8 protein-coding genes are annotated in these 13,421 nt (G+C 52.3%); 6 read left to right on the top strand and 2 right to left on the bottom strand.

Annotated features, from left to right (window positions below; translation table 11 throughout):
* Positions 1-18 precede the first annotated feature (18 nt).
* The 4 genes from KUV22_RS15710 to KUV22_RS15695 all read left to right on the top strand — a co-directional run bounded on the left by KUV22_RS15710 (position 19) and on the right by KUV22_RS15695 (position 7,453).
* Entirely contained in the window at positions 19-2,925 is a 2,907-nt protein-coding gene (locus KUV22_RS15710) for a TonB-dependent receptor (RefSeq protein WP_222232691.1), read from the top strand.
* A 78-nt stretch (positions 2,926-3,003) separates the two neighbouring features.
* Positions 3,004-4,551 carry a tryptophan halogenase family protein gene (locus tag KUV22_RS15705; protein ID WP_222232689.1) on the top strand — a complete coding sequence of 516 codons (1,548 nt, stop codon included), beginning with the start codon at positions 3,004-3,006 and terminating at the stop codon, positions 4,549-4,551.
* Positions 4,548-5,951: a tryptophan 7-halogenase gene (locus tag KUV22_RS15700; protein ID WP_222232687.1), complete on the top strand. Its 1,404-nt coding sequence runs from the start codon at positions 4,548-4,550 to the stop codon at positions 5,949-5,951. The genes KUV22_RS15705 and KUV22_RS15700 overlap by 4 nt, the downstream gene beginning before the upstream one ends.
* Positions 5,948-7,453 carry a tryptophan halogenase family protein gene (locus KUV22_RS15695; RefSeq protein ID WP_222232685.1) on the top strand — a complete coding sequence of 502 codons (1,506 nt, stop codon included), beginning with the start codon at positions 5,948-5,950 and terminating at the stop codon, positions 7,451-7,453. The genes KUV22_RS15700 and KUV22_RS15695 overlap by 4 nt, the downstream gene beginning before the upstream one ends.
* Positions 7,454-7,510: 57 nt before the next feature.
* Here KUV22_RS15695 and KUV22_RS15690 read toward each other — a convergent pair whose 3' ends face one another.
* Both KUV22_RS15690 and KUV22_RS15685 read right to left on the bottom strand, forming a co-directional pair.
* Positions 7,511-9,343, bottom strand: coding sequence for a glycoside hydrolase family 3 protein (locus tag KUV22_RS15690; protein ID WP_222232683.1), 1,833 nt, complete (start codon positions 9,341-9,343; stop codon positions 7,511-7,513).
* A gap of 369 nt (positions 9,344-9,712) precedes the next feature.
* Positions 9,713-11,026, bottom strand: coding sequence for a sugar MFS transporter (locus KUV22_RS15685; RefSeq protein ID WP_222232681.1), 1,314 nt, complete (start codon positions 11,024-11,026; stop codon positions 9,713-9,715).
* Positions 11,027-11,384: 358 nt separating this feature from the next.
* Here KUV22_RS15685 and KUV22_RS15680 point away from each other — a divergent pair, with 358 nt between their 5' ends.
* On the top strand, positions 11,385-12,560 hold the full coding sequence (locus tag KUV22_RS15680; protein WP_222232679.1) for a sensor histidine kinase: 1,176 nt from the start codon (positions 11,385-11,387) through the stop codon (positions 12,558-12,560).
* The gene (locus KUV22_RS15675) at positions 12,548-13,372 is read left to right on the top strand and encodes a LytR/AlgR family response regulator transcription factor (RefSeq protein WP_222232677.1); all 825 of its coding nucleotides are present in this window, start codon (positions 12,548-12,550) and stop codon (positions 13,370-13,372) included. Before KUV22_RS15680 ends, KUV22_RS15675 begins: the two co-directional genes overlap by 13 nt.
* Positions 13,373-13,421 lie beyond the last annotated feature (49 nt).

Genomic DNA, 13,421 nt, shown 5'->3' with positions numbered 1-13,421 from the left:
ATGAGGCAAGTGATGAGTATGACAGGGTCCAATCCGGATACAACCACATCCAACACCGTTTTCAAACGCAGTTTGCTCGCAATCTGCGTCGCAGCCGCCAGTAATGCTGCATTTGCTGAAGAAGAAATACCCAGCCATGAGGCACTGGAAGAAGTCGTCGTACAGGGGGTACGCGGCTCCCTGATGAACGCACAAGACATGAAGCGTGATGCATCAACAGTTGCCGATGCGATTTCAGCCTCTGATATCAACGCACTCCCCGACAAAAGCGTTCTGGAAGCCCTACAGCGAGTTCCGGGCGTATCCATCGAGCGCTTTGCCGCTGCAGAGGACCCGGATCACTTCTCCATCGAGGGTAGTGGCGCGACCCTGCGCGGCATGGTGCAAAGCCGCAGTGAATTCAACGGTCGCGATAGCTTTTCCGCAAACAACGGCAGTGGCCTGAATTTCCAGGATGTACCGCCAGAGCTGATGGGCGCGGTGATTGTGTACAAAAACCAGACCGCCGACATGATCGAAGGCGGTATTGCCGGCACCATCAACCTGGAAACCCGCAAACCCTTCGATAGTGACGGGCAAACAATCGCGTTCAACACTGCGGTGAACTACACCGATATGCGCGAAGCCGCGACGCCGGATTTTTCCGGCCTGTATAGCAACACCTGGTCAACCGAAGCAGGTGAATTCGGTTTTCTAATCAGCGCCGCCAATTCCAATCTAGAGGTCAGCAATAACTCCATCCAGCAGGGCGTACCTGAACTGAAAAACATCTCAGGCGTAGGTGAGCGCTGGGTACCGATCAATGTCGGCGCACGCCTGGTGGATCAGGACCGCGAGCGGACCGGTGGCAGCATGGTATTTCAGTGGGCCGACAATGATGGCACCAAGCTGTTTACCGCGGAGTACGTACGCTCGGATGCAGACCAATCCTGGCTGGAGCATGCTTTCCAATCCGACAATACCGTTGGCGAACCATCCGCAGACAGCACATACAACGACCTTCGCTTTATAAGTGGTACTCTGGAAGGTGCCACCGGTTATAACAGCTATACCCGCCAGTCCCACTCAAACACTCTGGTGGAAGACTTCTCGTTGAATCTTGAGCTGAACCCGACCGACCGTCTGCAAGTGACTCTCGATGCGCAGTATGTCGATGCCAGCACCAAAGTCGTCGACCTCTCGGTGTTCGGCCACACTGCAGCAGATGTCTATGCGAACTTTGGTGGCGGTACACCTGATGTAGCCTTCCTTGCCCCGTCCTCATCGTCGCAAACGAGCGAAGAGTATTTCACCGACCCGGCGAATTACTTCTATCTGGCGGAAATGGACCATATTGAAGACAACGATGGTAAGGAAGCGGCCTACACTCTGGACGTTGAATATCAGTTGGATAAAGGCTGGTTTCGTAGTGTGAAAAGTGGCCTGCGCGCTTCCCAGCGAGAACAGACTACCCGCTGGTCTACCTATCAGTGGGGTGTGGTTTCCGCAGACTGGGCAGGCGGTCAAAAATTCTTCAACGGCGTGCACGATGTTGACCCCTGGGATGGTCTCCCTGGTACCGCGACATACCCGGCTCCAGAATACGGCACCGCCAACTTTAACGATTTCTTCCGAGGCAAAACCACGGGTATCACTGGTGGAACCTTGCTCGTACCAAGCCCAGATCTGGTACAAAGCTTCTCCCGCTACCGCGAGCAGCTCGGCGAAATTTCTCCGGACTTCTTTACCTCCATTGCCGATCGCGATGGTGTAACCAACGGTCCGTTTGTGCCCGACGAAATAAACCCCATTACCGAAGACCGTTTCGCGGGCTATGTAATGGCCGAATTCGCCAATGCTGACGACACCTTGACCGGTAACTTTGGTTTGCGCTACGTCGACCTGAGCTATGAAACAACGGGTGGGTCCTCGTTTGCCTACCTTGATGATCGCCTGCCACTGCCCGCCGATGATCTTGCGTTCTTTAATGGAGAAACCACATCTTTTGTCGATAACGTAAGTGATCAACATTTCCTCCCTAGCTTTAACCTGAAGTACGAGCTTCAGGAAGATTTACTGGTTCGCTTCGGTGCCTCGCAAGCCATTGCGTTCCCGGATATGGGGATGCTGCGCAGCTACCTCGGCGTATATGCCATTATTGAAGGGGTTGATACCGATGGCGACGAAGTAGAGGACACCGGAGTAGTAACCGACTACCGTGCGGGCACCGGCAACTCACGACTCAAGCCCATGCAGGCCAATAACTTCGATCTTGCATTGGAATGGTACTTCAGTGATGTGGGCGCCGTTTCCGGAACCCTGTTCCACAAGGATATTTCCGACTTCTTTACCAGCGGAACCTTCCCTCGGGAAATCACTAACAACGGGGTTACCCGCACTGTTCAGGTAGAGGGACCGGTTAACTTCGGCGATGGCAAAGTCACCGGCTTGGAACTCGCTTACCAGCAATTCTTCGATACTCTGCCCGGTGCGTGGAGCGGTCTGGGCCTTCAGGCCAACTACACTTACGTAGACAATAAGAGTATTCCTAACCAAAACCTCGACTCGCAAGAAGGTGGTAACGTCGAGGTTGCATTTGACAGCCTGCCACTGGCGGGCATGTCCGAGCACACGTACAACCTGGTAGGCCTGTACGAATACGAAGATATTTCCGCTCGACTGGCCTGGAACTGGCGTTCGGAGTACCTGCTGACAACCCGCGATGTAATCACCAAGTTGCCGATTTACAACGGAGAGGGCGGGCAGCTGGACGGCTCTATCTTCTACAACGTGAACGACAACATGAAAGTTGGACTGGAAGCGACTAACATTCTCGACCAGATCACCAAAACAAGCATGCAGGTGAACGAAGAAGGCCAGAAGTTGGACCGTTCCTGGTTTATTAATGACCGGAGAATCGCCGCTGTTGTGCGTATAAACTTCTAATCACTCTGATCCCCGGAGGAGGAAATACCCTCCTCCGGTTTTTTCAGAGAAAGTTTAAGCTGTTATCAAAAGAACCGAATGAAAAAAATAATAATACTCGGTGGTGGCACTGCCGGCTGGATGGCCGCAGCGGCCATGGCGCGTTTCGTACTCCCCAGGGGTATCGAAGTCACCCTCGTAGAGTCAGATCAAATCGGCACTGTCGGAGTAGGCGAAGCAACGCTCCCTCACCTGCGCTCCTTTAATGAATTACTGGGTATCGACGAAAACGTATTCGTGCGTGAAACCCAGGCCACTTACAAATTAGGTATTGAGTTCGCCAACTGGGCAAGACAGGGTGATTCCTACATTCACCCCTTCGGCGAATACGGCCGGGACCTTAACGGTATTCCATTCCATCACTTGTGGTTAAAAGCTCGCGCTGACAACAACGCAGAAGCGCTGGAGAACTACTCACTGCCCGTAATCGCTGCACTTAAGAATCGCTTTGAATTCCCCAGCGAAGACCTGAGGTCCATCCTCGCCACTTATTCCTATGCATTTCATATTGATGCTGGCCTGTATGCACGTTACTTACGAAAGTTTGCCTGTGAGCTCGGAGTCAAGCGAATAGAAGGTAAGGTCGATCGCGTGGAGCATCATGCAGATGGCGATATTGCAGCGTTACACCTGGAAAATGGTCAGAGCCTTGCAGGAGACTTCTTTGTCGACTGTAGCGGTTTCCGCTCTCTACTAATCGGCGAGCAACTGGATTCGCCGTTTATCGACTGGAGCCACTGGCTCCCCTGTGACAGCGCTATCGCCGTGCCTTCTGAAGCCCCCGCAGGCGAGCTGAGACCTTATACCCGCGCCGAGGCCCATACCGCAGGCTGGCGCTGGCAAATTCCGTTGCAGCACCGAATGGGCAACGGCATCGTCTATGCACAGCGCTATATGCAAGATGACGAGGCGCAAAACCTATTAATGCAGGGCCTCCCGGGTGCTACGACGAACGAGCCGCGCCAGCTGAGGTTCCAGGCCGGGCGCAGGCAGGAGTCCTGGCGAAAAAACTGCCTCGCTGTTGGGCTTTCTAGCGGCTTCCTCGAACCACTGGAAAGTACCAGTATCTACCTGATTCAAATCGCCATCACCAAATTTATTGGCCTGCTGCCCGCTAATCACGTTGCCAGCCAACGTCCGCAACGCAACGAATTCAACCGGCAGATGGCCCTGGAATACGAACGTATTCGGGATTTTCTTATTCTCCATTATTGCGCCACAGAGCGCGATGACAGCCCCTTCTGGCGTTATTGCCGGGAGATGGAGCTGCCTGAATCCCTACAGAACAAAATGGCGCTGTATCGGGAAAGCGGCCATATAGCGGACTATAAGAATGGGCTCTTTTTGGAACCGAGTTGGCTGGCGGTTTACCAGGGGCAACGTATCACGCCGAGGCAGTACTCCCCCCGAGCAGACGCAATCAAGAGTGATGAACTCGCAGCACTACTGAAAAACTACACGGAACTGGTACGCCGCGCCACATCGGATATGCCCCTACACAGCGATGTTGTCGACCGACAATGTGGCCCTCGCCCTACGCGAGTACCTTCCACTTCCATGAGTCTCTACCGGAGTGTGGGTAAATGAAGAGTAATCCGCTGAACATAGCCGTAGTGGGCAACAATCCGAGCGCCTGGTACACACTCCTATTCCTGACACAGCAACTACCCACGCAGGCATGTAAAGTCACCCTGGTAGCGCCTCCCAATTCAAGCAATACCCCCCTTCTTCTCACCGAGGATGCGGCTCTGGCGCACGGCAACATCGGGATTGACCCCGTCGAGTTCATCGCTGCGGATATGGCAGACATATTACTGGCATGTGCGGTAACACCACCGGGAAGCTCCCATATGCATGAGCCATTGTGGCTGGCAAGTGGCGGCTACGGATTCGAACACCACAGGCAAGCTTTTTTCCTGTGGTGGCAACGATCACAGAGGCTCGGAATGAAGGTGGAGGCTAGCCAGTTCAATATTGCCTGCCTCATGGCGCAGAAAGATCGTTACCTGCTCGCAGACCACAACAGCGCAGATGTCTATCAAACTACCCAAGCTGGCCTGCAGTGCACCAGTAAAGAGTATTGCGAATTCCTATCCCGAATAGCCAGCGTCCGCCGGCTCAACGTCATCGAACAAAATGTTCAGCTCTTTCAGGAAGCTGACAACACACGCACCAACTCTCTGCAACTGGAAGACGGTCGTATTCTAAAATGCGACCTGATAGTCGACTGCGACGGCCAATTGATGCACCAGTTGGCCGACGACCATCGGCATGGGGATCAGCACTACCAGCCCTGCCCCGGTATTCCCATGTATCGCCAGATCAATGCATCACAGATCCCTGGAGCGAAAGAAGCCGGTCGTAAAACCTTTGCACAATTACATCTTGAACGGACATCCTGGCAACTCAAAGTACGTGGTCAGCGGTTCGAGTACCAGATCCAGGCAGAGCTACTGCCACAATTTCAGAATGCATGGGTACAAAATATACTTGCCATGGGCCCAGCCTGGGCGGATCCCGGTTACAGTACGAATCCGTTAGCCGTGACCCAGTTCCAGCTCCAACAGCTCCTACCACTTCTTAACGAGACCCAAGGCTGGCAACCCCAACAGAAACAGTTCAACATTGAATCTGCTCTTTATCGCGATGAAGTGAACGACCTGCAGAATCTATGCAAGTGGCTCGCAGGACAGACAGGTTTCCTTACCCGCACGAATAGGCACCGTTTGGCACTACTACGCGCCTGCGGTCAAACTCCGCAAACTGATCACGAAGTTGTGGACAAATCTCTCTGGCAAATACTGCCCACTTTGGCGGGTGTCTGGCCACGCAAAGGCAGTATTCCCGAGCCCGGAAACGATAAAGATTATGCAAACTGGCTCAACGCCTTGCGGCCGCACTATCAACAGGCCGCGCAAAGAGCCCCTGCGTATACTGACTACCTTGCAACGCTGCCGAATACCATTAAAAGAGGAGCGCGCTTGTGACTAACCCTTCCCCCGTAAAACGCGTCGTTATTGTCGGTGGTGGTACTGCCGGCTGGATGACCGCCGCCGCCCTCGCAAAAGTTACCCAAGGGACCGACAGCAAGATTCAATTGATCGAGTCTGAGTCTATTGGAACCGTAGGAGTGGGCGAAGCAAGTATCCCAAGCCTCATCACCTTCAACAAAATGCTGGGTATAGACGAAAACCAGTTTATGGCCGAGACCAAGGGTACCTTCAAGCTAGGGATCGATTTTGTGGGCTGGGGTGCTGAAGGTGAGCGGTACTTCCATCCGTTCGGTACTTATGGCCGAGGTATCGACAGCATAGATTTCCAACACTGGTGGCTACAGCGCTACAACCAGGGCAACTCGCCCGATCTTGAAGAGTACTCATTGGCTGCCCAATCTGCATTCGCCGGCAAGTTCACCAGAATGCAGCCCATGCCCGACGCGCCGTTTGATGCCCTGGCATATGCGTTTCAGTTCGACGCAGGTCTCTATGCACAGTTCTTGCGTAAATTCTCAGAAGACCTTGACGTCGAGCGTATTGAAGGAGTGATAGAGGACAGTCAGGAAAGCCCAGAATCAGGCTACATCGAAAGTGTCCGGCTGACGTCGGGTGAGCGAATTCACGGCGATCTATTCATCGACTGCTCAGGTTTTCGCTCCCTGTTAATGCGACAAGCCCTTGGGACAAAATTTGTCGACTGGAGCAACTGGCTTCCATGCAACCGAGCAGTAGCAGTCGCCTGCGAACGTAGCGGTGCACCGGAGCCGTTCACGCGCTCCACTGCCCGCTCAGCAGGCTGGCAATGGCGAATCCCACTGCAGCACCGAAATGGCAACGGTTATGTCTACTGTAGCGATTACATCAGTGATGATGAGGCGACCGCTACATTGCTCGAAAATCTGGATGGCGCCGCAGAGGGAAATCCGCGCCAGCTAAAATTTACCACCGGACATCTAGAGTCCTTCTGGGAAAAAAACTGTATCGCGATTGGGCTTTCTGCCGGATTCCTGGAGCCTCTCGAGAGCACCAGTATTCACCTAATTCAAAGTGCGATTCAAAAACTAATAGCGCTCTATCCCAGCCAAAACTTTGAAGAAGATAAACGCCGTATTTTTAATGAGCGTACTAGCCTGGAATATCAGCGAATCCGTGATTTTCTTATCTTGCACTACCGAGCCAACCGCCGACCAGAGCCCTTCTGGCGCGCACTCGCCGCAATGGAGGCACCTCCTCACCTTGCTCGCAAGCTGACAAGCTACCAGCAAACGGGCAATATATTTCGTGAAGATGACGAACTGTTCAGTGTACCCAGCTGGCTTGCTGTGATGCATGGACAAGGAATTCGCACGGAGTCTTGTCACCCATTAACGAGCAAAATGGACACGTCATTTGTCAAGGATAGACTGCAAGAGGTTCGCGACGGGATTCAATATGTTGTAGGTGCCATGCCGCCCCACGGAGAGTATCTCGACCGCTACTGCAAGGTTAAATAATCACCGGTAGCATACAATAAAAAGCGGGGTTCAAGCCCCGCTTTTTATTTCACATCATTAATAACTCAGACCGAATCCATAAGGAAACAGCGGATCATAATCCTCATCACCGAGGTTGATAGGGATCTGAGCCAGATTGCGAGGCCAGGTCACGGGCAACTTTCCTGTTGGCGCATATTCGCCAAACAATACATCGGCCACACCAGCGCCCTCGGTACCAGGGAGCCATGCGGCAACAACAGATTGCCAATCGGATATCTGGTCGGAAACCATTAATGGACGACCGGAAATAATCACAACTACCGTCGGTACGCCACTATCGGTCACACGATCCAGCAACTGACGCTGTTCGGCCGATAGACTCATTGGCTTACATTTTTCACATGGCGCTGGACGATAGTCCCCCCAACCTTCCGCGTATGGGTCTTCGCCGACCACGACAATCGCCACATCATGGCCTTCGACGCCTTTGCCGTCTTCACCGTAGGTAACCGTGGATGCCGCTGCCTGGATACCTTCAAGAATCGTCGTGCCCTGCGTTTCAATTCCTGATTTACCCTGCCATTCAAGCGTCCACCCACCTGACTGGAATCCAATATCGTTGGCATGTACGCCGGCAACAAATATTTTGGACTTTTTATCAATTGGTAACAGCGACTTTTCATTCTTCAGTAACACCATCGACTCGCGTACCGCCTGACGCGCGAGCGCACGGTGCTCATCATTACCGAGGACACTATCGCCCTGTGCACTGAGCGCCAAAGGTGATACCGGATTTTCGAGCAGCCCTGAACGCGCCTTAACCAGAAGAATACGTCTCACTGCCTCGTCAATGCGCTCCATCGGTACTTCACCAGCCTTGACTGCCGCAGTCAGGTCGGTAATGAATTCCTGCCATTTCTCTGGCTCCATGATCATATCAAGGCCGGCGTTAATGGAGCGGACCACACGCTCACGATTTGTTTCTGCTGGAATTTCGCCCAATGCAGACCAATCGGAAATTGTAAAGCCAACAAATCCCAGCTCGTCTTTGAGGAGATCGTTCACCAATCCCTTGTGTTCATGCATCTTTTTCCCATTCACACTACTGTAGGAAACCATTACCGAGCCTACATCCGACGACAAAGCTGGCAGGTAGGGAGAAATATGCAGTCGCTCCAATTCTTCATCCGTCAGCTGCGTGTCGCCACGGTCGATCGCATAACCCTCATCACCGGTTCCATAGGTGGTGCCGCCATCAGCTACCCAGTGCTTCGCCGTCGCAATTACGCGGTTTTCGCCAATGGTATTGCCATTCAATGTGTCCCCCTGCAAACCTTTTACGAAGGGCTCCGCAAACTCTGCGACTAGGGCCGGATCCTCACCAAAGCACTCATAGGCGCGCCCCCAACGATCATCGCGGGCGACACACAGGGTCGGAGCGAAGGTCCAGTGGATTCCCGTGGCAGCGACTTCTTTTGCGGTAGCAAGACCGATGGAATACGCCAGTTCTGGATTACGCGTCGCACCCAGACCAACGTTATGAGGAAAAATCGTCGCATTCTTTACATTGCTGTGGCCATGAACTGCGTCAGTGCCATATAAAATGGGAATACCAAGTCGGGTTGACTGCGCGGCGCCCTGGTAGTCGCTAATCATGCCGACCCAGTCGCTTCTCTTGTTTTCACCGGGTACAGAGCCACCACCGTTGAGAATGGACCCAATAAAATAGGTTTTTACATCCTCCGGACTCGCATGAGATCGCTCGGCCTGGGTCATTTGCCCAATTTTTTCAGCCAACGACATTCGCTCCAGGAGCGCCTCAACCCGTTCATCAACGTCCTGTGCAGCAAAACTGGCTCCGCTCAACAGCAGTATCGACAGTGCCCCCAGGCAAGATATCCACTTCATATTCTTTCTCCATTATTTTGCGCGTCTCTCCCGTCGATATGCTTTCTTAATCACCGTCGAGAAAGTGACAAGTAACCCAGACATAAAAAAAGCCGGAGCAGATGCAACCGGCCACAATTTCGACGAGAAAAAACATCGAAAGCACAACGGTCGTCATGACCAAGAGAGATGCTTTACAGATGAACCACCATGCGCGAGGTTCAGCGCTTAATGTAGCATGTGAAACTTTGTCTGGAAGGCGTTCACGACAAGGAGGTCTTTGGATGAGACGATTCGGACAAGCGTATAAACAAGAGGAATTCAATGCGCCGCCTTATTGCAACTAGGGGTTCATTGTAATTACGCAATACACTGGGAAAAAGGAGAGTACTACTTCCGGTTACGTAAAAACGGGGAAAATGCACCGTAGTAGACGATGTAGCAATAGCAAATCAGGGGCACAACAAATGAAAGCCGGATACCTGCGCTATCCGCAGTAATCCCCTGAAAAAGAGGCACTATTGCACCGCCTACAATAGCCATACATAACACCCCAGATCCCTGACTGGTAAATTGACGCAAGCCGCCGAGAGCAAGACTGAAAATAGTGGGAAACATGATCGAGTTACACAGGCCGACCGCCACAATAGTCCAAACAGCCAGCTGGCCCTCTGATGTAATCGAGAGCGAAATCAACACCACTGCGGAAAAACCACAGATGGCGAGCAAGGCTCCGGGGCGCACAAACTTCAATACTCCCGCTCCGATAAAGCGCCCAATCATCGCACCGGCCCAGTAGAGCGACACATAACGCGCAGCCTCGCCGACCCCCATGTTGCCAACCGATTTCTCGCTGACATAGCTGACCAAAAAACTACCAATGGCAACTTCGGCGCCCACATAAAAGAAAATGGCCACGGCGCCCAACGCCAATCGCGGAAACCGGAAAAACTCGAAGATACCGAGCGCCCGGGCTTTTGGCTCTTTCTGAGTATCTTCTTCCTCCTTTATCGATGGGAGGCTAACCCAGGAAAAGAACGCCACGAGCACGAGCAACACGACAGCAAGCCAGAAATAGGGAATTTCGACAGAGGCCGCTTCACTGGCAGAGTAACTGATTTCAGGTTGCACTGCGGGAAAACTTACAACACCTGCGCCTGCTGAGAAAATAACAAGCGCACCAAAAATAGGCGCAAGGGATGTTCCAAGAGAGTTAAAAGCCTGGGTTAAATTCAGCCTGCTCGGGGCACTTTCTGGACGGCCAAGCGCAATCACATAGGGATTCGCTGAAACCTGCAAAATTGCGATGCCGCTCGCTAGCACAAACAATCCCAGAAGAAACATCATGTATACATGCATGCGTGCGGCGGGAATGAACAGCAAACACCCCGCACAGGCAATAAGTAAGCCGAGCACGATGCCCAATTGATATCCGACCCGACGAATCAACATTCCTGCAGGCAGGGACACAAGAAAATAGGCCGCAAAGAAACTGAATTGAACAAGGATCGCCTTGGTATAACTCAGATCGAACGCGCTTTTCAGATGTGGAACCAAGATATCATTCAGACTGGTAATAAAGCCCCACACAAAAAACAGGACTGTCAGCACAAACAGTCCCGCACGCTTACCGACGGTGTATGTGCCTACATCAGGCGCGGCGCCACTGGAAACTCGGGCACGCTCAGGCACTAATTCATTCATGTACTTTCCGCCATTCTGGCAAACAGGCCAAACACAGTATCCTTTCCTGACTTACATCCACTTCACCAAAATACTCACCCTGCGAGGCACGATATCGGTTAACAATGAAGCTACCACAAACTGATATTAAATAGGTTTCCGTCAAGCATTCCCACGACTGAGCGGACTGAAATCAAGACCAAGTGGACCCCGGAGGCTTCCTATATATTCGATTTCAGGTAAGGCGGCCCAAAAGCAAGGCAAAGCGGACGGTTCGCTCGCCTAGAGAATAGCCCGCCCCTCTATAAATGTGTATTCTTTTCTAGGTGCCGACGCTGTGCGGACGGTGCCTACCGATGGTGCAATAATTGACAATAACATGAGCTCTCTCGCCCCTCCGCAGAAACAGGCTGAGCCTTCGGCAATTCAGTCCCAACACTGGTTTATCAAGCTTCAGCTTGTGAGCTGGTCTGGCATCCTTGTCATTACCTTTTTATCTGTGAGCGCATGGAGCTCCGCCGATAGCGGCGCTGCGGCCGAGCCCCTCAACACCCTGTTTCAATGCGGTATAGGCGTGCTGCTTTCTCTGTTCTTAAAGCCTATATTTGATGTCGCTTGGTATACACCAATAGCACTGCGCACCTTTTTCTACCTGCTCGCGATCGCGGTTATTGCGGGAATATGGACTGTGGTACGCATGGAAACCAACCAGTACTTTTTGGGTGGAAGCTCGCTCTGGCCAGAATTTGGTGGCTGGTATTACGCTTCCTTATTTACGTTTTTGTTCTGGAGTGCGCTGTATTGTGGGGTAAAATATTTTCTCCTACTGCAGGAAGAGCACAAACTTGTACTAAAGGTCGCCGCGATTCACGAACAAGAGCAGCTAAAGCGCGTACATGCGGAGTCTATTGCCAAGGAAGCGCAGTTGAAGATGCTGCGTTACCAGTTAAACCCTCACTTTTTGTTCAACACCCTCAACTCCATCAACGCGCTGATTCGTATCAAACATGAGAAGCAGGCGCAAGATATGGTGCTTCGCTTAAGCCAGTTTCTGCGCCTTTCTCTGACTGAAGCGCCGCTGAAGAAAGTTTCCCTTAGCCAAGAAATTAAAGCGGTCCAGTTGTACCTGGATATCGAACGTACTCGGTTCGCCGACCGGCTCCGCGTAGAGGTGGACATCGAAATGAATGCATCGGAAAGCCTGGTGCCCAGTATGCTTCTACAGCCCATCGCGGAGAATGCCATCAAGTACGCCATAGCACAGAGTGTGTCTGGCGGAACCATTGCAATACGTGCAAAAGTCGACCAAAACCGCTTACACATCGAAGTGTGCGACACGGGCACAAGTAGCGGAGATGTCTCAGATGAAGAGTGTGATATTGAGTCCACCGGCGTGGGCCTATCGAACGTTCAGGATCGTCTGACAACCCTCTATGGCAATGATTTCTATTTTACCCAGTCCCAGAAGCCCTCAGGTGGACTCATCGTTACGCTTAACCTACCTAACGAGACCGCCGAGGAAACACAACCGGAGGTGGTCTCATGGTCCCATTGAAAACGGTGTTAGTCGATGACGAACCCCTGGCACTGCAGTTACTCCAATCGCTCCTGGAAGACATCCCAGATATAGAGGTGATTACGACCTGCCGCAATGGGCGTGAAGCGCTTAATGCGGTCGCGACACATCTACCCGACTTGCTGTTTCTGGATATACAGATGCCCGGCATGAATGGATTTGATGTAATCGGCCGGCTACAAGGTGACATCATTCCACAGGTAATCTTCGCCACCGCCTACGATCACTATGCTGTTGAAGCTTTCGATGTAAACGCAGTGGACTACGTGCTTAAGCCCATGGAGCCCGAGCGGCTGGCGCTGGCTGTTGACCGTGCTCGAGCACGGCTGCGCCAACAAGGGCAGCAACAAGATCACAGCCAAGCCGACGAAAAGGGCCGATTACTTTCCTCGCTTACCTCAACTTCGTCACAGACGCAGGCAGTGAATAGCCCTGTCGATACACCAGGGAAGCTTGCGATCAAGGACGGAGGCCGAATCATTCTGGCGAATCAGTCTGATATCCAGTGGATCGACGCCGCCGGAGACTATATGTGCGTCCACACAAATGGCGAGACGCACATCATGCGCAGTACACTTAAAGAGTTACAACAACAGTTGTGCCCCAATACATTCAAGCGCGTACATCGCTCGACTCTCGTAAATCTGAACTACATCCAGGAAATTCAGGTGCTAACCAAGGGAGAGTACTTACTCACTCTGGCTAGCTCTGAAAAGATCAAGGTCAGCCGTAATTATCGACAGTCGATAAAGGAATACTTGGAGCAGAACCAAACGAAAACCGCTGTTTGAGCTAAAAAAAATGCCCGGGATTATCCGGGCATTTTTTAGCTTCATCTAA

This window comes from Microbulbifer agarilyticus (genome assembly GCF_019800665.1).
Classification (GTDB): domain Bacteria; phylum Pseudomonadota; class Gammaproteobacteria; order Pseudomonadales; family Cellvibrionaceae; genus Microbulbifer; species Microbulbifer agarilyticus_C.
The sequence above is the reverse complement of the archived record's forward strand: the minus strand, read 5'-3'. Positions and strand labels throughout refer to the sequence as shown.

Bases quoted from the DNA above. Each gene is read 5' to 3' on its own strand.
- KUV22_RS15680 (WP_222232679.1), top strand. From the start codon at position 11,385: ATGAGCTCTCTCGCCCCTCCGCAGAAACAGGCTGAGCCTTCGGCAATT.
- KUV22_RS15700 (WP_222232687.1), top strand. From the start codon at position 4,548: ATGAAGAGTAATCCGCTGAACATAGCCGTAGTGGGCAACAATCCGAGC.
- KUV22_RS15675 (WP_222232677.1), top strand. From the start codon at position 12,548: ATGGTCCCATTGAAAACGGTGTTAGTCGATGACGAACCCCTGGCACTG.
- KUV22_RS15690 (WP_222232683.1), bottom strand. From the start codon at position 9,343: ATGAAGTGGATATCTTGCCTGGGGGCACTGTCGATACTGCTGTTGAGC.
- KUV22_RS15685 (WP_222232681.1), bottom strand. From the start codon at position 11,026: ATGAATGAATTAGTGCCTGAGCGTGCCCGAGTTTCCAGTGGCGCCGCG.
- KUV22_RS15705 (WP_222232689.1), top strand. From the start codon at position 3,004: ATGAAAAAAATAATAATACTCGGTGGTGGCACTGCCGGCTGGATGGCC.
- KUV22_RS15710 (WP_222232691.1), top strand. From the start codon at position 19: ATGACAGGGTCCAATCCGGATACAACCACATCCAACACCGTTTTCAAA.